Annotated in this window: 21 protein-coding genes; all 21 read left to right on the forward strand. The window is 53.7% G+C overall.

All coding sequences use genetic code 11. The features are described from left to right. The first annotated feature begins 122 nt into the window (after window positions 1–122). The 21 genes from rplS to fliH all read left to right on the forward strand — a co-directional run bounded on the left by rplS (window position 123) and on the right by fliH (window position 20,852). The gene (rplS, locus tag NFU03_RS01350) at window positions 123–467 is read left to right on the forward strand and encodes a 50S ribosomal protein L19 (RefSeq protein ID WP_251635441.1); all 345 of its coding nucleotides are present in this window, start codon (window positions 123–125) and stop codon (window positions 465–467) included. 102 nt (window positions 468–569) lie between these two features. After that, a complete protein-coding gene (lepB, locus tag NFU03_RS01355) occupies window positions 570–1,127 on the forward strand; it encodes a signal peptidase I (RefSeq protein ID WP_251635443.1) in 558 nt (185 codons plus the stop codon). A gap of 16 nt (window positions 1,128–1,143) precedes the next feature. Next, on the forward strand, window positions 1,144–1,998 hold the full coding sequence (gene ylqF, locus NFU03_RS01360; RefSeq protein WP_251635445.1) for a ribosome biogenesis GTPase YlqF: 855 nt from the start codon (window positions 1,144–1,146) through the stop codon (window positions 1,996–1,998). A 111-nt stretch (window positions 1,999–2,109) separates the two neighbouring features. Continuing rightward, a complete protein-coding gene (locus NFU03_RS01365) occupies window positions 2,110–2,892 on the forward strand; it encodes a ribonuclease HII (protein ID WP_251635447.1) in 783 nt (260 codons plus the stop codon). Beyond that, window positions 2,889–4,898, forward strand: a complete 2,010-nt coding sequence (locus tag NFU03_RS01370) for a hypothetical protein (protein WP_251635449.1) — start codon at window positions 2,889–2,891, stop codon at window positions 4,896–4,898. The genes NFU03_RS01365 and NFU03_RS01370 overlap by 4 nt, the downstream gene beginning before the upstream one ends. Then, complete coding sequence (locus tag NFU03_RS01375) at window positions 4,895–5,176, forward strand: EscU/YscU/HrcU family type III secretion system export apparatus switch protein (protein WP_251635452.1); 282 nt, start codon at window positions 4,895–4,897, stop codon at window positions 5,174–5,176. The genes NFU03_RS01370 and NFU03_RS01375 overlap by 4 nt, the downstream gene beginning before the upstream one ends. Window positions 5,177–5,303: 127 nt before the next feature. Further along, window positions 5,304–6,464, forward strand: a complete 1,161-nt coding sequence (gene sucC, locus NFU03_RS01380) for an ADP-forming succinate--CoA ligase subunit beta (protein ID WP_251635454.1) — start codon at window positions 5,304–5,306, stop codon at window positions 6,462–6,464. A gap of 18 nt (window positions 6,465–6,482) precedes the next feature. Further along, window positions 6,483–7,385, forward strand: a complete 903-nt coding sequence (gene sucD / locus NFU03_RS01385) for a succinate--CoA ligase subunit alpha (RefSeq protein WP_251635456.1) — start codon at window positions 6,483–6,485, stop codon at window positions 7,383–7,385. A gap of 66 nt (window positions 7,386–7,451) precedes the next feature. Continuing rightward, window positions 7,452–8,303 carry a DNA-processing protein DprA gene (dprA, locus tag NFU03_RS01390; protein ID WP_251635458.1) on the forward strand — a complete coding sequence of 284 codons (852 nt, stop codon included), beginning with the start codon at window positions 7,452–7,454 and terminating at the stop codon, window positions 8,301–8,303. 120 nt (window positions 8,304–8,423) lie between these two features. Further along, the gene (gene topA / locus NFU03_RS01395) at window positions 8,424–10,502 is read left to right on the forward strand and encodes a type I DNA topoisomerase (RefSeq protein WP_251635460.1); all 2,079 of its coding nucleotides are present in this window, start codon (window positions 8,424–8,426) and stop codon (window positions 10,500–10,502) included. 24 nt (window positions 10,503–10,526) lie between these two features. Beyond that, window positions 10,527–11,843 (forward strand): FADH(2)-oxidizing methylenetetrahydrofolate--tRNA-(uracil(54)-C(5))-methyltransferase TrmFO, encoded by a 1,317-nt coding sequence (trmFO, locus tag NFU03_RS01400; protein WP_251635461.1) that lies wholly within the window; start codon window positions 10,527–10,529, stop codon window positions 11,841–11,843. Between the two features lie 309 nt (window positions 11,844–12,152). After that, a complete protein-coding gene (xerC, locus tag NFU03_RS01405; protein WP_251635463.1) occupies window positions 12,153–13,052 on the forward strand; it encodes a tyrosine recombinase XerC in 900 nt (299 codons plus the stop codon). Window positions 13,053–13,063: 11 nt separating this feature from the next. Beyond that, complete coding sequence (gene hslV / locus NFU03_RS01410; protein ID WP_251635466.1) at window positions 13,064–13,609, forward strand: ATP-dependent protease subunit HslV; 546 nt, start codon at window positions 13,064–13,066, stop codon at window positions 13,607–13,609. Then, window positions 13,606–15,003: an ATP-dependent protease ATPase subunit HslU gene (gene hslU, locus NFU03_RS01415; RefSeq protein ID WP_251635467.1), complete on the forward strand. Its 1,398-nt coding sequence runs from the start codon at window positions 13,606–13,608 to the stop codon at window positions 15,001–15,003. The genes hslV and hslU overlap by 4 nt, the downstream gene beginning before the upstream one ends. A gap of 80 nt (window positions 15,004–15,083) precedes the next feature. Further along, entirely contained in the window at window positions 15,084–15,860 is a 777-nt protein-coding gene (gene codY / locus NFU03_RS01420; protein WP_251635470.1) for a GTP-sensing pleiotropic transcriptional regulator CodY, read from the forward strand. 349 nt (window positions 15,861–16,209) lie between these two features. Beyond that, window positions 16,210–16,602, forward strand: coding sequence for a flagellar basal body rod protein FlgB (flgB, locus tag NFU03_RS01425; protein ID WP_251635472.1), 393 nt, complete (start codon window positions 16,210–16,212; stop codon window positions 16,600–16,602). A 2-nt stretch (window positions 16,603–16,604) separates the two neighbouring features. Next, window positions 16,605–17,066, forward strand: a complete 462-nt coding sequence (gene flgC / locus NFU03_RS01430) for a flagellar basal body rod protein FlgC (RefSeq protein WP_251635474.1) — start codon at window positions 16,605–16,607, stop codon at window positions 17,064–17,066. Between the two features lie 61 nt (window positions 17,067–17,127). Beyond that, window positions 17,128–17,394, forward strand: coding sequence for a flagellar hook-basal body complex protein FliE (gene fliE / locus NFU03_RS01435; RefSeq protein ID WP_251636201.1), 267 nt, complete (start codon window positions 17,128–17,130; stop codon window positions 17,392–17,394). 63 nt (window positions 17,395–17,457) lie between these two features. Continuing rightward, on the forward strand, window positions 17,458–19,056 hold the full coding sequence (gene fliF, locus NFU03_RS01440; RefSeq protein WP_251635476.1) for a flagellar basal-body MS-ring/collar protein FliF: 1,599 nt from the start codon (window positions 17,458–17,460) through the stop codon (window positions 19,054–19,056). Window positions 19,057–19,069: 13 nt separating this feature from the next. Next, window positions 19,070–20,083, forward strand: coding sequence for a flagellar motor switch protein FliG (gene fliG / locus NFU03_RS01445; RefSeq protein ID WP_251635479.1), 1,014 nt, complete (start codon window positions 19,070–19,072; stop codon window positions 20,081–20,083). After that, window positions 20,076–20,852: a flagellar assembly protein FliH gene (gene fliH, locus NFU03_RS01450; RefSeq protein WP_251635481.1), complete on the forward strand. Its 777-nt coding sequence runs from the start codon at window positions 20,076–20,078 to the stop codon at window positions 20,850–20,852. The genes fliG and fliH overlap by 8 nt, the downstream gene beginning before the upstream one ends.

Genomic DNA, 20,852 nt, shown 5'->3' on the forward strand with positions numbered 1-20,852 from the left:
GTTGCGGAAACCGGGCAGTTATGCTACTATGATATACGTGCTACTATGTGAGCACATACTTAACTGATGTTCCGCTGCAGCCGAACGAGCTGTATGAGCCTCTAAGGATAGGAGAGATTATCATGCAACAACTTATTGCAGATATTACAAAAGACCAGCTGAAAAGCGATCTGCCGGCATTCCGTCCGGGAGACACTGTGCGCCTGCACGTGAAGATCGTCGAGGGCACGCGTGAGCGTATCCAGCTGTTTGAAGGTGTCGTCATCAAACGCCGCGGAGGCGGAATCAGTGAAACATTCACAGTCCGTAAAATCTCCAACGGTGTCGGCGTAGAGCGTACATTCCCTGTACACACACCGAAAATCGCAAAACTTGAAGTGACTCGCCGTGGTAAAGTACGCCGTGCGAAACTGTACTACCTTCGCAACCTGCGCGGAAAAGCTGCCCGTATCAAAGAACTTCGATAAGCATAACAAGATCAGGAGACCGTTCACACGGCCTCCTTTCTTTTTGCCTCCAAGCGGCTTTACCTGATACAATCGAAGTACTAGACTGCAGGAGGATGAGGCATGAACGAGCAAGAGGAGAAAAGTGAAACATTTGAATGGGTGAAAGCGCTTCTAATCGCATTTGGAATCGCTGCGATCATTCGGCTGTTCGTTTTCACACCGATTGTAGTCGACGGTATATCCATGATGCCGACGCTTGTGGACGGCGACAAGATGATCGTCAACAAGATCAGCTATACGGTCGGCAAACCGGATCACTTCGACATTGTTGTATTCCATGCACCGGAAAAGAAAGACTACATCAAACGCGTCATCGGGCTGCCGGGAGACGAAATCGAGTATGCGGATGACGTTCTGTATATTAACGGAGTTGCACAGAAGGAACCATATCTGGATGCGTACAAAAAGGAACTTGCAGAAGGGACACTGACGGAGGACTTCACGCTTGAAGAGAAGATCGGAAGCCGCAGTGTACCGGAAGGGCATGTGTTCGTCATGGGGGACAACCGCCGGAAAAGCAGGGATTCCCGTCACATCGGCGTAGTCAGCACCGATGACATCATAGGAACGACAAAATTCGTTTTCTGGCCGATCAAAGACTTCGGACCAGTGGAATAGAAGGCAGGGATCACAAATGGCTATACAATGGTTTCCCGGACATATGGCAAAAGCAAGAAGAGAAGTGACCGAACAGCTGAAACTCGTCGATATCGTATTCGAATTAGTGGATGCCAGGCTTCCGTTGTCATCGCGGAATCCGATGATCGACGAAGTGATCCACCAGAAGCCGCGGCTCCTCATCCTCAACAAGATGGACTTGGCGGATGAGCACGAGACGGCTCGATGGATCCGGTATTTCGATGAAAAGGGCATCCAGGCGATCGCCATCAACTCCTTTGAAGGAAAAGGGCTCCAGGCGGTCACCAAAGCAGCAAAAGAAGTGCTGGCCCCTAAAATCGAACGGATGAAGAAGCGCGGTATCCGGCCGGGCGCCATCCGTGCGATGATCGTCGGCATCCCGAACGTCGGCAAATCGACGCTCATCAACCGGCTCGCGAAGAAAAACATCGCGAAAACTGGCAATAAGCCGGGCGTCACGAAAGCCCAGCAATGGATCAAATACGAAAAAGAGCTCGAACTCCTTGATACACCGGGGATCCTCTGGCCGAAATTCGAAGATCCGGAGACCGGTCTGAAACTCGCCTTGACCGGCGCCATCAAAGATACGATCGTCAACATGGAAGAACTGGCCATGTACGGACTGCGGTTCCTCTCGGCTCATTATCCGGAGCGGCTGGAAGAGCGGTACGGGTTCGCAGCGGTCGATGAAAAGACGCGTGAGCTGTTCGACACGGTCGGTGCCCGCAGGAAAGCGTATGCTGCCGGCGGGGAGATCGATTATGACAAAGTGGCAGAGTTGATCGTCCAGGACGTCAGGAGCGGCAATTTCGGCCGTCTGACATTCGATTGGACAACTGAACAGGAATAAGGGAAGGCCGGAGCCGGCACGAGACACCGGCTCCGGCTTTTTACATATCGAAACGAACGGAAAAGAACCGATAACAACAGTATGGAAGTAATACAGACAGAAGGTGAGCGCGTGAAGACGATACAACTGATAAAGGAAGAACTGAAGGCGGCCGCAGAGCCGGCACACTGGATGGATGAATTGGAACACGATCCGCGATCGGGTGTGCAGCAGGCGCTGAAATCGTGGCGGCGGGCATACGAAAAGAGATGCGTTCAGATCAGCCGCCACCGGGACAAAGTGCAGTTCGACCTGTCATACGCACCGTTTTCCGGAGCTCTCGGGGCCGGGACGGACGAAGCGGGCAGGGGACCGCTCGCCGGCCCTGTCGTGACAGCCGCTGTCATCCTGCCGGCGGATACCGATATGCTCATCGGGCTCGATGATTCGAAACAGATCTCCATCCGGGAACGGGAGCGTCTGGCAGACTTGATCCGTCAGGCGGCTGTCGCATGGTCGGTCCATATCCAGCCTGCGGAGCGGATCGACGAAGTGAACATTTACGCAGCCACCCGGGAGTCGATGGAACAATCCATCTATACACTGTCCGTCAAACCGGATTACGTCATGGCGGATGCGATGCCGCTTTCGGTCGGCTGCCCCTCGGCCTCCATCGTCAAAGGCGACGCACAGAGCCTCGCCATCGCTGCTGCCTCGATCCTCGCAAAAACAACACGGGACCGGCTGATGACGGACCTGCATAGCGAGTATCCGATGTACGGGTTCGACAAGCATGCAGGCTACGGCACTAGGGAGCACGTGGAGGCCCTTCGGCAGCACGGTCCGTGTCCGCACCACAGGAAGACGTTCGAGCCTGTCAAAACGATGCTTGCAGGAAAGGAGGAGGACCGATGAACTATCCGACAATCGGGCAGAGCGTGCCGATGAATGTGCTCGGTGCTGTCCAGTCCGGCCAGAAACTGCCGATGCGGGAGGGCCAGGTGTTCCAGGGGAAGATCCAGCAGCTGTTCCCCGGGGAAATGGCGGAGATCCAGATCGGAAACCAGAAACTGCACGCCAAGCTGGAAGTGCCGCTGAAAGCCGGCGACTCGTACTACTTCCAAGTGAAAGCGACGGATCCCGAGCTGCAGCTGAAGATCGTGTCGGGACCGTACGGCCAGAAAGAGACGCCGGGTGTCAAAATCGACAATCTGCTCGAAACGCTTCAGCTGCCGAAGACGCCGGAGATGCGCCAGCTCGCCGAGTCGTTCATGAAGATACAGCTGCCGCTGTCGAAAGACACACTGCTCGCGGGGGAAGCGCTGCTGAAACAAGTGCCGGCCGGCCAAATGGCAGCAGCACTCCAGTCGATCGCAAAACTGGCCGCCCTGAAACTGCCGGTGACCCCTCAACTGTTCAGTGCAATGATGGGTGTGGAGACAAAAGGAGGACTCCAGGACGTCCTCGGCAAGCTGGAACAGGCGCTCGCAGCCGATCAGGACATACCGGATGTGCAGAAAAAAGAAATCCAGCAGATCGTGCAGCAGGTGAGGCAGCCCCTGCTTGAAACGGCCGGCGGGAAAATGCTCGCCCTGACAGTGAAGACGGCACTCGACTCTTCAGTGGAACCGGGAGTCCGTTTCCAGACCGTCCAGCTGCTGAAGTCCGCGGGAGTGCTGCCGGCCGGGACGTCGCTCGCCAATCTGCCCGAGACGCTTGCGAAGCTCGTGACGGCGGGCAGCAGCCCGCAAGCCGGCGCCGTGCAGACGGCGGCAGCTGAAACAGCGCAATCCGCAGCACCCGCCGGCTCCTCCGGTGCTGTCCAGCCGGCTGCCGCGGCCGCAGACCCGGTGAAGCAGCTGCTCACGGTCATCCGGCAGGCGGACGGCGATGCCAAGCTGCCTGCCACCGCCGCGGCTCAGGCAGTGCGCCTCGTGCAGCAGTCCGATCTGCCGCAGCCGGTGAAATCCGGGATTACGGACCTGCTGGCCGCGCATACTAGAAACGCTGAGCCTGCATCCGTGCTGCTCGGCAAAGTGGCAGCTGTCCTATTCGGCACACCAGCAGCCGATCCAACGGACAGCGCGCTGCCGGCGCCTGCCCGGCCGGCCGCTGAAGCCGTGCAGCCGGCTCCTGCACCCGCAAGTCCGCCTGCAGCGCCGACGCTGCTCCAGGCACTTACCGGAACCGGAGAAGGACCGGGAAAACTGACGGAACTGATGCGTCAGGCACTGCAGTCCGGTTCGCCGGACGTACGCGCTCTCGCAGCCGCTGCGGAAGATTCCGCTGCCCGGGAAATCACCGGTGCAGAAGTGAAACAGTCGATCCAGACTGTTCTTGCAAAGCTAGGCGTGAACTACGAAGCGGGTCTCGCCGCGCGGCAGCCGGATCTCGAGCAGATCCAGCACTCACTGAAGCCCCATCTGGTCGCCCTCATGCAGGACGGCACAGTAGGCACGGCGCTGCGTGAGGCTGCGGAGTCCGCGGTCTCACGGCTGAACGGGCCGCTGCTGCAGTCGGCGGAGAACGGGGCGCAGCAGCAGATCATCATGCAGATGCCCCTGCAGCTGCACGGCCGGCGCATCGATGCGACACTTGAATGGAACGGACGCATGAAAGAGGACGGCAAGATCGATCCGGACCATGCTCGTGTCCTGTTCTACCTCGATCTCGAGGCGCTGAAAAAGACCGTCGTCGACATGCAAGTGCAGAACAAGGTGATCACGTTGACGATCTTCAATGAGGACACCCGGCTCGAATCGGCAGGTGAAATGCTGCAGGAAACGCTGGAAGCAGCACTTGAGGATGGCGGCTACAGGCTGTCCGCTGTGCGATTCCGGCCGTTCCGGGAAGACGAGGCAGTACAGTCCGTCAGAACGTCCGCCGGCAGCAGGACGAAAGGGGTGGACTTCAGAGTATGAGCGGAAAACCGTACAAGCGGAAAGAAGCGGTGGCGCTGTCCTACATGCCCGAGCAGAACGATGCTCCGAGGGTTACAGCGAAAGGCAAAGGACAGATCGCGGATAACATCCTCGAAAAGGCGAAGGAGCACGGCGTCCCGATCCAGGAAGACCCGTCGCTCGTCGAACTGCTCGGCCAGCTGGAAGTGAACGAGACGATCCCCGAACAGCTTTACCAGGCCGTCTCCGAAGTGCTTGCATACGTGTACCGGCTCGACCGGGCGAAAAGCGGCAGATGAGCGGGGAAACCTGTCGTAGTACAGAAATTTCGCATCACAGGAGTACAAATATGGACATAGTATGACAAGTTTACTACAATAGAGTACGCAGTAAACTATAGTTATCAGTTTGATTGGAGGATATAAGATGAATATCCATGAATATCAAGGGAAGCAGCTGCTCCGTGATTATGGGGTTGCAGCTTCTAAAGGGATTGCAGCGTTCTCGCCGGATGAGGCGGTCAGCGCAGCAAAAGAACTTGGCACCGATGTATTTGTCGTAAAAGCACAAATCCATGCCGGCGGCCGCGGGAAAGCGGGCGGCGTTAAAATTGCCAAGAATCTGGACGAAGTGCGTGCGTACGCAAAAGAACTTCTCGGCAAAACACTGGTGACGCATCAGACAGGCCCTGAAGGTAAGGAAGTCAAGCGTCTCCTGATCGAAGAAGGCGCAGACATCAAGAAAGAATACTACATCAGCCTCGTCGTCGACCGTGCAACGGACCGCGTCACACTGATGGGTTCTGAAGAAGGCGGAATGGACATCGAGGAAGTTGCTGAGGCGACTCCTGAAAAGATCTTCAAAGAAGTCGTGGATCCGGTTGTCGGACTGACTGGATTCCAGGCGCGCCGGATGGCATTCAACATGAATATCCCGGCTCACCTCGTGAACAAAGCAGCTAAATTCATGACAGGCCTCTACCAGGTATTCGTCGACAAAGACGCTTCCATCGTAGAGATCAACCCACTCGTCGTGACTGGTGACGACAACGTGCTCGCACTCGACGCGAAGTTCAACTTCGACGACAATGCATTGTTCCGTCATAAGGACATTGTCGAACTGCGCGACTTCGATGAAGAAGATGCGAAAGAGATCGAAGCATCGAAATACGACCTGAGCTACATCTCCCTAGACGGCAACATCGGGTGCATGGTCAACGGAGCAGGGCTTGCTATGGCTACAATGGATACAATCAACTACTACGGCGGATCACCCGCGAACTTCCTGGACGTTGGGGGCGGCGCGACAGCTGAAAAAGTTACGGAAGCGTTCAAGATCATCCTTTCCGATGACAATGTGAAAGGGATCTTCGTCAACATTTTCGGCGGCATCATGAAATGTGACGTCATCGCTGAAGGTGTCATCACGGCGGCTAAGGAAGTCGGCCTCGAAGTGCCGCTCGTTGTCCGTCTTGAAGGTACGAACGTCGACCGCGGCAAAGAGCTGCTGAACGAGTCAGGACTCAATATTATCGCTGCCGGCTCCATGGCGGACGGCGCACAGAAGATTGTTGAAATCGTAGGCTAAGAAAGGCAGGGACAAACGATGAGTATTTATATCGACAAAAATACAAAAGTGGTCGTGCAGGGAATCACCGGCGGGACTGCGAAATTTCATACCCAGCAAATGCTTGAATACGGCACGAAGATCGTCGCAGGTGTAACACCTGGTAAAGGCGGCACGGAAGTGGAAGGCGTTCCTGTCTTCAACACGATGGAAGAAGCCGTCAAAGCGACTGGCGCCAACGTGTCCGTCATCTATGTTCCGGCTCCGTTCGCAGCTGATGCGATCCTGGAAGCGGTTGACGCAGAACTCGATATGGCGATCTGCATCACGGAACACATCCCTGTTCTCGATATGGTGAAAGTTGTCCGCTACATGGAAGGCAAGAAGACCCGCCTCGTCGGTCCGAACTGCCCGGGCGTCATCACACCGGAAGAGTGCAAGATCGGCATCATGCCAGGCTACATCCATACAAAAGGCCACGTCGGCGTCATCTCACGTTCAGGAACACTGACGTATGAAGCGGTGCACCAGCTTTCTGAAGCAGGCATCGGTCAGACGACAGCTGTCGGTATCGGCGGAGACCCGGTCAATGGCACAAACTTCATCGATGTATTGAAGGAATTCAATGAAGACGAAGACACATATGCAGTTGTCATGATCGGAGAAATCGGCGGTACTGCTGAAGAAGAAGCAGCCGAGTGGATCAAAGCCAACATGAAGAAACCGGTTGTCGGCTTCATCGGCGGACAGACTGCACCTCCAGGAAAGCGTATGGGCCACGCTGGCGCCATCATTTCAGGAGGAAAGGGAACTGCCGACGAAAAGATTAAAGCGCTGAATAACGCAGGTGTGGAAGTGGCTGAGACTCCTTCCGTCATCGGTGAAACGCTGATTAAAGTCATCAAGGAAAAAGGTCTTTACGACAAATGTAAAACCCACTGATCAAGAAAAGAAGCAGCGTATCGGACGATGCGCTGCCTTTTTCTATACAAATCGAGGAGGAACGTCATGAACCTGTCCGATCAGGAACTGGAACTGCTCAAACTGCACTACGCCTGGCCCGCATCCTATCCTGTACTGAAACAGCATCTGTCGGGAAATCCCCGATGCCAAAACGTCCTGCATTCATCAACCGTGAAGCAGAAGAAGCTGAACGAAAGACTCCGTGAACTGTCCTCCCTCCCCCTGCTGGACCTGCTGTATGAAAAGGGAATCATCCCCATTCCTTATACCCATCCGGATTATCCAACCCGTCTGAAACAACTGATCGATCCGCCTGCCGTCCTCTATACGAAAGGAAATAAGGATTTACTGAAAAGAGAACATCTCATCGCGATTGTCGGTTCCAGGAAAGCGACGGATTACTCGGTGCTTGCAATGGAGCAGATCGTCCCTCCGCTGGTCCGGTACAATGCAGTAATCGTGTCAGGTCTCGCCAAAGGTGCGGATACACTGGCCCACGAAGCGGCGATCCGGTACGGAGGCGACACGATCGCCGTGCTCGGCAACGGATTCTTCCATCTGTACCCGAAAGAGAACCGGGAGCTCGAAGCGCATATCGGGCGCCATCATCTGCTGGTCACCGAATATCCGCCTTACCAGCCACCGGCCAAGTGGACCTTCCCGATGCGCAACCGGATCATCAGCGGGCTGTCCAAGTCGCTCGTCATTACAGAATCCGCAGAGAAGAGCGGGACGATGAGCACGATCGAGCATGCCCTCGATCATGGGAAGGAAGTGTTCGCCGTGCCGGGACCGATCGATTCGCCATTATCACTCGGGCCGAACAAGCTGCTGAACGAAGGGGCACAAGGAATCTGGAACGGTTTTCAAATCGTGGAATCCCTTGTCGAATCCTGACAGAAAAAAGTTCTTTTCATTCAAATAGTTGCTTTTCCACAAAAACTGTTATACATTTTGCAACAGATATTCTTTTAGACGAACAAATACAAAGAACCTCTGTAAGGGGGACCCAGCAGAATGGCAGATTACTTAGTAATCGTGGAATCACCCGCGAAAGCAAAAACGATAGAACGATATTTAGGAAAGAAATACAAAGTCCGCGCCTCGCTCGGACATTTACGCGACCTGCCCCGGAGCCAGATGGGCGTCGATGTGGAAAACAATTACGAACCGAAGTATATTACGATCCGCGGCAAAGGCCCGATCTTGCAGGATCTTAAAAAAGAAGCGAAAAAAGCGAAAAAGATCTTTCTCGCGGCTGACCCCGACAGAGAAGGGGAAGCGATCGCCTGGCACCTGGCGCATCAGCTCGGTGTCGATGAACAGACCGACTGCCGCGTCGTCTTCAACGAAATCACGAAAGACGCCATCAAGGACTCCTTCAAGCATCCGAGACCGATCAATACGGATCTTGTCGATGCCCAGCAGGCGCGCCGCATACTGGACCGGCTGGTCGGCTACAACATCAGTCCGATCCTATGGAAGAAAGTGAAGAAAGGCTTGTCCGCCGGCCGTGTTCAGTCAGTCGCCTTGAAACTGATCATCGACCGCGAAGAGGAGATCAAGAGCTTCGAACCGGAAGAGTACTGGACGATCGGTGCGGACTTCAGCAAAAAAGAAGGGCAGTTCGATGCCTCGTTCTACGGCAAAGCCGGCAAAAAAGTGAAGCTGACCGACAAACAGCAGGTCGATGACATCCTCGCCCAGCTGAGCGGTGATGACTTCACTGTGCAGAAGGTCGTCAAAAAGGAACGCAAACGGAATCCGGCAGCGCCTTTCACGACGTCTTCGCTCCAGCAGGAGGCTGCGCGCAAACTGAACTTCCGGGCGAAGAAGACGATGATGATTGCACAGCAGCTGTACGAAGGGATCACAGTCGGAAAAGAAGGGATCGTCGGGCTGATCACGTACATGCGTACAGACTCGACGCGTATCTCGGAGACGGCCCAGTCGGAAGCGAAAGACCATATCGGAACGATGTATGGGAAGGAGTTTCTGCGCAGTACGAAGCCGGCTGCAAAAGCAGCTTCCGCGAAGACGCAGGATGCCCACGAAGCCGTGCGGCCGACTTCGGTCATGCGGACACCTGAAGCCATGAAAGCGTTTTTATCGAAAGACCAGATGAAACTCTACAAACTGATCTGGTCGCGCTTCGTCGCGAGCCAGATGGCACCTGCCGTACTCGATACTGTGACGGCGGACCTGGGCAATCAGGAAATCCAGTTCAGGGCGACAGGCTCCCAGGTGAAGTTCCAGGGATTCATGAAAGTGTATGTCGAAAGCCAGGACGATAAGGAAGAAGAGAAAGACAACGTCCTGCCGCCGCTTGAAGAAGGCGAGACCGTGACATGTGCCAAGATCGATCCGAAACAGCACTTCACCCAGCCGCCTCCGCGTTATTCGGAAGCCCGCCTCGTGAAGACGCTGGAAGAACTCGGCATCGGCCGGCCGTCGACCTATGCTCCTACACTCGATACGATCCAGCGGCGCGGCTATGTGACGCTCGATGCGAAACGCTTCGTGCCGACAGAACTCGGCGAAATCGTCAATGCGGCGGTGAACCAATATTTTTCGGATATAACGAATGCTGAATTCACAGCCACCATGGAACAGAGCCTTGACCGGATTGAAGAAGGCGATATCAGCTGGGTGCAGGTCATCGATGATTTCTACAAAGACTTCGAACAGCATCTCCAAGTAGCTGAAGAAGAGATGGAGAAAATCGAAATCAAGGACGAGCCTGCCGGAGAAGACTGCGAAAAGTGCGGCTCTCCGATGGTCTACAAAATGGGACGCTACGGCAAATTCATGGCGTGTTCGAACTTCCCGGACTGCCGTAACACGAAAGCGATCGTAAAACCGATCGGCGTAACGTGTCCTCTTTGCAAGGAAGGGGAAGTGGTCGAACGGAAGAGCAAGAAGAACCGGATCTTCTACGGCTGCGACCGCTATCCTGATTGCGAATACATTTCCTGGGATAAGCCGATTTCACGGCCTTGTCCGAAATGTGAAAGCACGTTAGTTGAAAAGCGGCTGAAAAAAGGTCTTCAAATCCAGTGTACGGAATGCGATTATAAAGAGAAGCCTCAACAATAACTTTGCAGGAAAGAAGTGGTACGTATGACACCAACAGTTAACGTAATCGGAGCAGGCCTTGCAGGAAGCGAAGCCGCCTGGCAAATCGCGAACCGGGGCGTGAATGTCCGGCTTTACGAAATGCGGCCGGTCCAGCAGACACCCGCCCATCATACGGACAAATTCGCTGAACTCGTCTGCAGCAACTCATTGCGTGCGAATGCACTGACCAATGCAGTCGGCGTCATCAAAGAAGAGATGCGCCGTCTCGATTCGGTCATCATTGCCGCGGCGGATGCCTGCTCAGTACCGGCCGGCGGCGCACTTGCCGTCGACCGTCACGAGTTTTCGCAGCACGTCACGGACAAAGTGCGCAATCACCCGCTCATTGAAGTCGTCAACGAAGAAGTGACGGATATCCCGGAAGGCATCACTGTCATCGCGACCGGACCGCTCACCTCACCGGCACTCGCTGAAAAAGTCCGGACACTGACCGGAGAAGACTATTTGTACTTCTACGATGCAGCTGCGCCAATCGTCGAGAAAGATTCCATCGACATGGACAAAGTCTACTTGAAATCCCGCTACGACAAAGGGGAGGCAGCTTACCTCAACTGTCCGATGGACGAAGAGGAATTCGCCCGTTTCCACGAAGCGCTTGTCAACGCGGAAGTCGCTGAGCTGAAAGAATTCGAGAAGGAAATCTATTTCGAAAGCTGCATGCCTGTGGAAGTGCTGGCATCCCGCGGCGAAAAGACGCTCCTGTTCGGTCCGATGAAACCGGTCGGACTCGAGGATCCTAAAACCGGCAAACGCCCGAAAGCGGTCGTCCAGCTTCGTCAGGATGACGCAGCGGGCACCCTCTACAACATCGTCGGCTTCCAGACGCATATGAAGTGGGGAGCGCAGAAAGAAGTGCTCCGCATGATCCCGGGGCTTGAAAATGTGGAAATCGTCCGGTACGGAGTCATGCACCGGAACACATTCATCAATTCACCGCGTGTGCTGAAACCGACCTATCAGCTCCGTGAAAACACGAACCTGTTCTTCGCAGGCCAGATGACCGGTGTCGAAGGCTACGTGGAATCAGCGGGATCCGGCCTTGTCGCCGGTATGAACGCAGCACGGCTCGCGCTCGCCGAAGAACTCATCGTCCTGCCTGAAGAGACGGCACTCGGAAGTATGGCACGTTACATCACCGAAGCGGACTCGAAAAACTTCCAGCCGATGAATGTCAACTTCGGTCTGTTCCCCGATCTCGGAGAACGGGTCCGATCGAAAGCGGAACGCGCGGAAAAGCACGCTGCCAGGGCATTGGATGCATTGGAAGCGTTCAAGGGAACCCACCAGCTTGTCAACTGAACTATGACTTACGATTCAGCAGGAAGGCAAGACCAGCAGAGCACATCCGCTCTGCTGGTTCTTTTTACGTCATTTCTTCAGCGCAATATGAAGAAATTGTGAAGTTTTAATGACAGTCTTCAAAAATCATTGATAGAGGTCAGACAACTCAACACGTGATAGTTGATGGGACGGTACATAATCATGTATAGTAAAGCGTGGATGTATTTGAATTTAACGAGTAGTCGACATTTTCAATCACTTTGGTAAAATTGTCCTTCTATAATAAGGGCAGTACAGTTCATATTCGGTAGTTCGGAGGTGGAGCAGTTGGATGATCGGACCCAGCAGCTGTGCAAGGAATATATTACATATATCCGGCTGGAGAAAAACTATTCCGTCCGCACTGTGCAGGAATATGGAAACGACGTCCAGGAATTCTTCGACTTCCTGACAAGTGAGGGGATCGGATCGATCGAATCGATCACCTACCAGGAAGCGAGGCTGTTCGCGTCCCGCCTGTATGACCGGAATTTGTCCAGAACGACCATCTCCAGAAAAATTTCATCTGTCCGCTCGTTTTTCCGCTTTGCCAATTCCCGCCATGGTACGGACGATACGGCATTCCGTCTGCTGCATCATCCGAAAAAGGAAGAACGGCTGCCGGCTTTTTTTTATGCAGAAGAACTTGAAAAGATGTTCGCTGCCTGTCAGGGCGTTTTGCCGCGTGATCTGCGCGACAGTGCGCTGCTCGAACTGCTGTATGCAACCGGCATCCGGGTCAGCGAACTGACGTCGATCGAACTTCCGGATCTGGATCTTGAACTCGGAATCGTGCGGGTGATGGGAAAAGGCAGGAAAGAGCGTTACGTCCCGTTCGGCAGTATCGCTGCGGACGCCATCGGGGACTATTTGCAGGACGGCAGGCCGCGTCTCCTGAAAAAGGAGAAGCATGAAAGATTGTTCGTCAACTTGCGCGGCGGCCCCTTGACAGATCGCGGCGTCCGCCATGTGCTCGACGCCATCGTCGGGCGGGCATCCGTCCAGGCGAATGTCTATCCGCACATGCTGCGTCACACGTTCGCCACGCATCTGCTGTCTGCGGGAGCCGATATGCGGACTGTCCAGGAACTGCTCGGCCACAGCGACTTGTCTTCGACCCAGATCTACACGCATACGACGAAAGAGCACTTACGAAGAACTTACATGAATACGCATCCGCGAGCTTAGGAGGAGTTTACATGGAATTTCACGCAACTACGATCTTTGCGATCCGTCACGACGGAGTAGGCGCAATGTCCGGTGACGGCCAGGTGACGATGGGGGAAAGCGTCGTCATGAAACATACGGCAAGGAAAGTGAGGCGCCTTTTCAACGGCAGGGTGCTTGCAGGATTCGCAGGTTCAGTGGCGGATGCCTTCACACTGTTCGATCTGTTCGAAGATAAACTGACGGAATATAACGGCAACCTGCAGCGTGCGGCTGTCGAGCTGGCGAAACAGTGGCGCGGTGACCAGATCCTCCGGAAACTGGAAGCCATGCTGCTCGTCATGAACGAAGACAGCCTGCTGCTCGTGTCGGGCACCGGCGAAGTGATCGAACCGGACGACGGAATCCTTGCGATCGGTTCAGGCGGCAACTATGCGCTCGCGGCAGGCCGTGCGCTCGCGAAGCATGCAGGCGGTACACTGACGGCTGAGCAGATTGCGCGTGCCGCTCTTGAAACTGCTGCTGAAATTTGTGTGTTCACGAACGATAATATAGTCGTGGAGGTGCTCGGCGAATGAAATCGAAAGAACTGACACCAAAAGAGATGATTGCCTTTTTAAACCGTTATATAGTCGGGCAGGATAAGGCGAAGCGGGCGGTATCAGTTGCGATCCGCAACCGGTATCGGCGGAACTTGCTGACGGACGAGGAAAAAAGCGAAGTCATCCCGAAAAACATCCTCATGATCGGACCGACGGGCGTCGGGAAGACGGAGATCGCGCGCCGGATCGCTAAACTCGTCGATGCGCCGTTCGTCAAAGTCGAAGCGACGAAGTTCACGGAAGTCGGATACGTCGGACGTGATGTGGAATCGATGGTCCGCGACCTGGTTGAAACCGGGGTCCGCATCGTCAAGGACCAGCAGCGTGCGAAAGTGAAGGACCAGGCAGCTGTCCAGGCGGAAGAAAGGCTTGTCGAGCTCCTCGTCCCTTCGAAAAAGAAGAAAGTGCAAATGCAGAATCCATTCGAAATGCTGTTCGGCGGCCAGAAGAACGATCAGGACGGCGAAACGCAGGAAGAAGAAAACGACCGTCAGCTGAAACGGAGTGAAATCGCGGCTCTCCTGAAAGAAGGGAAGCTGGAAGAAGAGATGGTCACTGTTGACGTCGAATCGCAGCAGCCGTCGATGTTTGACGCTCTGCAAGGTTCGGGAATGGAACAGATGGGATCCAACATGCAGGACGCACTATCTTCCTTGATGCCGAAACGGACCGTCTCCCGGAAGATGAAAGTGAAGGATGCAAGACGGGTTGTCGAAGCCGAGGAAGCGGATAAGCTGATCGACCACGACGAAATAGCGCGTCTCGCAGTGGAACTGACCGAACAGTCAGGGATCATCTTCATCGATGAGATGGATAAAATCGCAAGCAAAAGCGGTTCCGGCAATGCAGATGTCTCCCGTGAAGGCGTCCAGCGGGATATCCTTCCGATTGTCGAAGGCTCCACTGTGACTACGAAACACGGTTCGGTTCGGACCGATTACATCCTGTTCATCGGAGCAGGCGCTTTCCATATCGCTAAGCCATCCGATATCATCCCTGAGCTGCAGGGGCGGTTTCCGATACGCGTCGAGCTCGATAAACTGTCGAAAGAAGAATTTGTGCGCATCCTGAAAGAACCGGACTTCTCACTGATCCGTCAGTATGAGAAACTTCTGGCGACGGAAGACGTCCAGTTGGAGTTCACGGATGATGCAATCGACCGGATTGCGGAAATTGCGTTCGAGGTCAATGACAATACGGAAAACATCGGGGCGAGACGTCTCCATACGATTGTGGAGCGGCTGCTCGAAGAACTTTCCTTTGAAGCATCGGATATCGGGCCGACCAGCATCCGGATCACGCCTGCTTATGTGGATGAAAAGCTCGCCGGCATCGTCAAGGACAAAGATTTGTCACATTTCATCCTGTAAATAAGCCAAAATAGTTTATTTAACAATTGAAAACCTTTAGAATATTCATATCAGTTACGTAACTCAAGGAGGAAAACATAATGACACTGTTAGACAAAACGAGAAAGATCAACGCAATGCTGCAAGCGACTGCCGGAAAGCAAGTGAATTTCAAGCAGATGGCCGAGCAGCTCAGTGAAGTCATCGACTGTAACGCCTTCATCGTCAGCCGTAAAGGGAAACTGCTGGGCCACGAAATCCACCATCAGATTGAAAACGAGCGGATGAAGCAAATGTTCGAGGATCGTAAATTCCCTGAAACGTACACGAACCAGTTGTTCAACATCCGGGAAACTTCCCAGAACATCGGCATCGACAGTGAATACACGGTATTCCCTGTTGAAAACAAAGATCTGTTCAAAGAAGGCCTCACAACGATTGTTCCGATCATCGGCGGCGGCGACCGTCTCGGCACGCTGATCCTTGCACGCCTGAGTGAAGAGTTCAAAGAAGATGACTTGATCCTCGCAGAATACGGGGCTACAGTGGTCGGTATGGAAATCCTCCGTGAAAAATCGGAAGAGATCGAGAAAGAAGCGCGCAGCAAAGCTGTCGTCCAGATGGCGATCAATTCACTGTCTTATAGTGAGCACGAAGCGATCGAGCACATTTTCAATGAACTGGACGGCAACGAAGGTCTGCTTGTCGCGTCCAAGATCGCTGACCGTGTCGGCATCACCCGTTCCGTCATCGTCAACGCGCTCCGCAAACTGGAAAGCGCGGGCGTCATTGAGTCACGTTCACTCGGTATGAAAGGGACGTACATCAAAGTGCTGAACAGCAAATTCCTTGAAGAACTCGAAAAACAAAAATCTTAATACGGTTTGTATTGAAAACGGACGAAAAGCGATTCCTGCTTTTCGTCCGTTTTATTTATTTCTTTTTGAAAAATATAATTGATTCCTGAGTATTCCGTTAAACAGGTTCAGCCGGTCTATAAGGGAAAGTGAAAAGAATACTACTAGAATGTTATGCGACCTTTTGACTAATTTTAAAGGAAAAGGTTTGGAAAACATGTGAATAAGTATAGAAACACACCCGATTTTTTCAAGGATATGTATAGACAAAATGGTTCACAATCCGATACAATGGGAAGTAATTGTTGACTTTTAATAGATTATGTCGAATTTAATATATTTCGTAATAGACATATAAGGAGGTAGGAAAATGGAGCTTTTTGGCGGTTCGATTTCCATGATTGAAAGAGGTCTGAACTTTTCAGCTGATAAGTCGAAAGCTATCGCGCAAAACGTGGCGAATGCTGACACACCGAATTACAAAGCGAAAACTGTCGACTTCAAGAGCTACCTGAACGAAGCGAAGGCGTCCCAGCCCGAAGCCTATCGGACAGATAAGCGGCATCTCCCGTTCTCACCGTCTTCAGCCGGGACACCTGTCAGGACGTATGCGAATTTCCGGTTCAACCAGAACGGCAACGGGGTGGACATGGATAAGGAACAGGCGGACCTGGCTGCCAACCAAATCTACTATAGTGCACTTGTCGACAGGATGAGCAGCAAGTTCAATTCACTGAACAACGTCATTAAAGGAGGCCGCTGATCATGTCGATTTTCCACGGAATGAATACGACAGCTTCTGCACTTACTGCACAGCGCCTGCGGATGGATGTGATTTCCTCCAACATGGCGAACATCGATACGACACGCGGCAAGCTTGTTGACGGAGAGTGGCAGCCGTATGCAAGGAAGAGCGTCTCCCTACAGCCGAGACAGGGACAATTCTCCAATTTCCTCAACATCGCGATGGGGACCCGGGATCGGGGAGCGATCGGCAATGGCGTTGCTGTGTCGAAAATCACCGAAGACACGGAGACGCCGTTCAAGCAGGTGTTCGACCCGACGCATCCCGATGCGGACGAGGATGGCTATGTATCTATGCCAAACGTCGATCCACTGCGCGAAACGATTGACATGATGTCCGCAACCAGGTCCTACGAAGCAAATATCACTGTGCTGAACTCCAACAAGGCGATGCTCATGAAGGCACTTGAAATCGGCAAATAATCCAATAGAAATCAGGTGAATGGAAATGGCGATACACTCAATCATGGCCATGGGGCCGGCAATGACTCCGAGCACACCGAAAGCGGCACCGACCTCTTTCGATTCCCAGCAGAAATTCGGTACATATCTGAAAGAGGCCATACAGGAAGTGAATACTGCGCAAGTCCAGTCGGATGTCATGACGGACAAACTGGTGAGAGGCGAAGACGTCGACTTGCATAACGTCATGATCGCCGCACAGAAAGCATCGGTCGCCCTGAGCGCGACGATGGAAGTGCGCAACAAAGTAGTCGAGGCATACCAGGAAGTCATGAGGATGCCTGTGTAACAAAAATATAGCGTTGTTCTACTGAAAGCCATGCGGATAACGTCTGCCGACCGGAGGATCAGAATGAAAGATAGATTGACAAAACTCATAAACGACATACGAACGTTCTGGTCGAACCGGACGAGAAAACAGAAAGTCCTGTATATCAGCACGACGGCTGCTGTCCTGATCGGAGCTGCCCTGCTGACGTTCTTCCTGTCACGGACCGTCTACGTGCCGTTATACAAAGATCTCTCCCGGTCCGATATCGGCCGCATCAAGGAAGAACTGGATGCGCAGGCCGTCCCGAACCAGATCGCACCCGGCGGCACGTCGATCCTCGTCCCGCAAGAACGCGTCGACGAACTGCTCGTATCGATCGAATCGCAGGGATTGGCGGACTCTGGAAGGATCGACTACTCGTTCTTCTCGGAGAACGCCGGATTCGGAACGACTGATAACGAATTCAATATGATCAAACTGGCGACGATGCAGAACGAACTCGCCAAGCTGATCACAGGGATCGAAGGCGTGAAAGATGCAAAAGTGATGATCACGCTGCCGACGCAGGGAGTCTTCGTGAACGAGGACACGCAGGCGGCGACCGCTTCTGTCGTCTTGAAGACGGAACCCGGACAGCAATTCAGCGATGCGCAGATCAACGGACTTTATAACCTTATTTCCAAAAGTATTCCTAATCTCGCTCCTGAAGACATCGTCGTCATGAACCAATACTTCGAATACTACGACCTGAACCATGAAAAGAACCAGTTCGGCTCGAACGTCAGCGACCAGATGGCGATCAAGAAATCGATCGAACGCGATCTGCAGCGTCAGGTCCAGATGATGCTAGGCTCGATGATGGGACAGGACAAAGTCATCGTTTCCGTTACGACCGATATCGACTTCATGCAGGAAAAGCGTGAAGAGAACCTCGTGACGCCTGTCGATGAAGAAAGCAAAGAAGGCATCGCACTCAGCGTCCAGCGCATCACCGAAACATTCACGGGTGACGGAGCAGTGCCGGGCGGTGTACCGGAAGCTGAAGATCCAACGGACAACCGGACGACAGTCGTTGAAGGGAACACCGCGAACGGTGATTATGAACGAATCGAAGAGACGATTAACAACGAAGTGAACCGCATCCGGAAAGATATTGTAGAAAGCCCGTACAAGATCCGTGACATCGGTCTGCAGGTCATGGTGGAGCCGCCGGTCGCTGATGACCCGAACTCACTTGACCCGGGTGTGCAACAGGATATCGAACAGATCCTCGGGACGATTGTCCGGACGTCCATCGACAAAGTGTCCGCGGGTGAACTGACCGAAGAACAGCTTGCTGACAAGATCGCCGTATCCATCCAGCCGATCCGCGGCAAACAGGCGGACTTCTCGGAGAAACAGACGGTCATCCCTTGGTGGATATACCTCGTCGGCGGCCTCCTGCTCATCGTCATCGTAGTGCTCGTCGTCCTCTATATGAGAAAGCGCAAGAGAGACAGCGAACTCGCCGAGCAGGAAGCGAGGGCGCTCGAAGAACAGCTGCAGGCGATCGAAGTGAGCGATATCAACGACGAAGTCGAGACGGAAGCTACAACACGCAGAAAACAGCTTGAAAAGATGGCGAAAGACAAACCGGAGGAATTCGCGAAATTGCTCCGTACGTGGATAGCTGAGGACTAAGGAGAGATCAGTCATGGTGAAAAAAGATAAAGAGATGTCGGGAAAGCAAAAGGCTGCACTTCTTTTGATATCCCTTGGTCCTGAAGTGTCGGCTTCCATCTATAAGCACTTGACGGAAGAGGAGATCGAGCGTCTGACCCTTGAGATTTCAGGGGTCCGCAAAGTCGAGTCCTCCGTGAAAGAGGAGATCATCGAGGAATTCCACAATATCGCGCTGGCGCAGGACTACATTTCCCAAGGGGGGATCGGCTACGCGAAGACGATCCTCGAGAAAGCGCTCGGCAAGGAGCATGCCCAGGCGGTCATCAACCGTCTGACATCGTCCCTGCAAGTGCGCCCGTTCGACTTTGCGCGCCGCACGGAACCGAGCCAGATCCTGAATTTCATCCAGAACGAGCATCCACAGACGATTGCGCTCATCCTTTCCTATCTGGAACCGGAACAGGCGGGGATGATCCTGTCCTCGCTGCCGCAGGAAGTGCAGGCGGATATCGCGAAACGGATTGCGACGATGGATTCGACATCGCCGGAAGTGATCAGCGAAATCGAAGCTGTCCTCGAACGCAAACTGTCCTCGACGGTCACTCAGGATTATACCGATACGGGCGGCGTCGATGCAGTGGTCGAAGTGCTGAATGGCGTCGATCGTGCGACCGAGAAAACGATCCTCGATGCGCTCGAAATCCAGGATCCGGAACTCGCAGAAGAGATCAAGAAGCGGATGTTCGTCTTCGAAGATATCATTACGCTCGACAACCGCTCCATCCAGCGTGTCATCCGCGATTGTGAAAACGAAGATCTCATCCTGTCGATGAAAGTTTCGAGCGAGGAAGTCAAAGAGATCCTGTTCAAGAACATGTCTTCCCGGATGGCGGAATCGTTCAAGGAAGAGATGGACGTCATGGGCCCGGTACGGCTGCGTGACGTGGAAGAAGCGCAGACCCGCATCGTCGGCACGATCCGCCGCCTGGAAGACGCAGGGGAGATCATCATTGCGCGCGGCGGAGGAGATGATGTGATTGTCTAACATTTACAGACCACAGCCGAATCAGACGGCAGGCGTGAAGAAGATCGGCATCCGCCGTCTCGACACCCAGCCTGACATTACGGATACATCCGCACCGGCATCCCATGCAAGTCTTGCGGAAATCATCATGGAACGCGACCGGCTCATGGCCGAAGCGCGTACGCAGATCGAAGTCGAGCGCGCTGATTTGGAAAGGCTCCGCACAACAGCGCAGGATGACATCGAAGCGATGCATGCCGCGTGGGAGTCAGAAAAGGCCGAACTGCAGCAGCGGGCCTACGAAGAAGCATTCCAGGTCGGCTACGAAGAAGGTACGAAAAAGAGTATGTCGGACATGCAGGAAGCGGTCCGCAAAGCGAATGAAACGGTGCAGACCGCGCAGGAGAATGGGGAGGCCTACTTGGAATCACAGGAATGGCTGATCCTCGAGATTGCAATGAAATCAGCAGAGCGGATTCTCGGGCATCAGCTAGAGGACGAGCCGGAACTGTTCCTGTCGATCGTCAAACGCGGACTGAAAGAAGCGCGGGAAATGCGGGATATCAAAGTCTACGTTTCTCCGGACTGCTACAAACTCGTCTCGGACAGCCGGGAGGAGCTCGCTTCGATCTTCCCTCCGGATGTCCCGATGCTGCTGTTTGTGAATGATGAATTCGAAAATGATGAATGTTATATAGAAACGAATCACGGAAGGATCGTCGTCAGTGTTGACGAACAGCTGAACGAATTGAAAGAGCGCCTTGTGGAATTACTCGAAAGCGAGGGCTGA

The organism is Sporosarcina sp. NCCP-2716, from assembly GCF_023707985.1.
Taxonomy (GTDB): domain Bacteria; phylum Bacillota; class Bacilli; order Bacillales_A; family Planococcaceae; genus Sporosarcina.

Bases quoted from the DNA above. Each gene is read 5' to 3' on its own strand.
- rplS (WP_251635441.1), top strand. From the start codon at position 123: ATGCAACAACTTATTGCAGATATTACAAAAGACCAGCTGAAAAGCGAT.
- lepB (WP_251635443.1), top strand. From the start codon at position 570: ATGAACGAGCAAGAGGAGAAAAGTGAAACATTTGAATGGGTGAAAGCG.
- ylqF (WP_251635445.1), top strand. From the start codon at position 1,144: ATGGCTATACAATGGTTTCCCGGACATATGGCAAAAGCAAGAAGAGAA.
- NFU03_RS01370 (WP_251635449.1), top strand. From the start codon at position 2,889: ATGAACTATCCGACAATCGGGCAGAGCGTGCCGATGAATGTGCTCGGT.
- NFU03_RS01375 (WP_251635452.1), top strand. From the start codon at position 4,895: ATGAGCGGAAAACCGTACAAGCGGAAAGAAGCGGTGGCGCTGTCCTAC.
- sucC (WP_251635454.1), top strand. From the start codon at position 5,304: ATGAATATCCATGAATATCAAGGGAAGCAGCTGCTCCGTGATTATGGG.
- sucD (WP_251635456.1), top strand. From the start codon at position 6,483: ATGAGTATTTATATCGACAAAAATACAAAAGTGGTCGTGCAGGGAATC.
- dprA (WP_251635458.1), top strand. From the start codon at position 7,452: ATGAACCTGTCCGATCAGGAACTGGAACTGCTCAAACTGCACTACGCC.
- topA (WP_251635460.1), top strand. From the start codon at position 8,424: ATGGCAGATTACTTAGTAATCGTGGAATCACCCGCGAAAGCAAAAACG.
- trmFO (WP_251635461.1), top strand. From the start codon at position 10,527: ATGACACCAACAGTTAACGTAATCGGAGCAGGCCTTGCAGGAAGCGAA.
- hslV (WP_251635466.1), top strand. From the start codon at position 13,064: ATGGAATTTCACGCAACTACGATCTTTGCGATCCGTCACGACGGAGTA.
- hslU (WP_251635467.1), top strand. From the start codon at position 13,606: ATGAAATCGAAAGAACTGACACCAAAAGAGATGATTGCCTTTTTAAAC.
- codY (WP_251635470.1), top strand. From the start codon at position 15,084: ATGACACTGTTAGACAAAACGAGAAAGATCAACGCAATGCTGCAAGCG.
- flgB (WP_251635472.1), top strand. From the start codon at position 16,210: ATGGAGCTTTTTGGCGGTTCGATTTCCATGATTGAAAGAGGTCTGAAC.
- flgC (WP_251635474.1), top strand. From the start codon at position 16,605: ATGTCGATTTTCCACGGAATGAATACGACAGCTTCTGCACTTACTGCA.
- fliE (WP_251636201.1), top strand. From the start codon at position 17,128: ATGACTCCGAGCACACCGAAAGCGGCACCGACCTCTTTCGATTCCCAG.
- fliF (WP_251635476.1), top strand. From the start codon at position 17,458: ATGAAAGATAGATTGACAAAACTCATAAACGACATACGAACGTTCTGG.
- fliG (WP_251635479.1), top strand. From the start codon at position 19,070: ATGGTGAAAAAAGATAAAGAGATGTCGGGAAAGCAAAAGGCTGCACTT.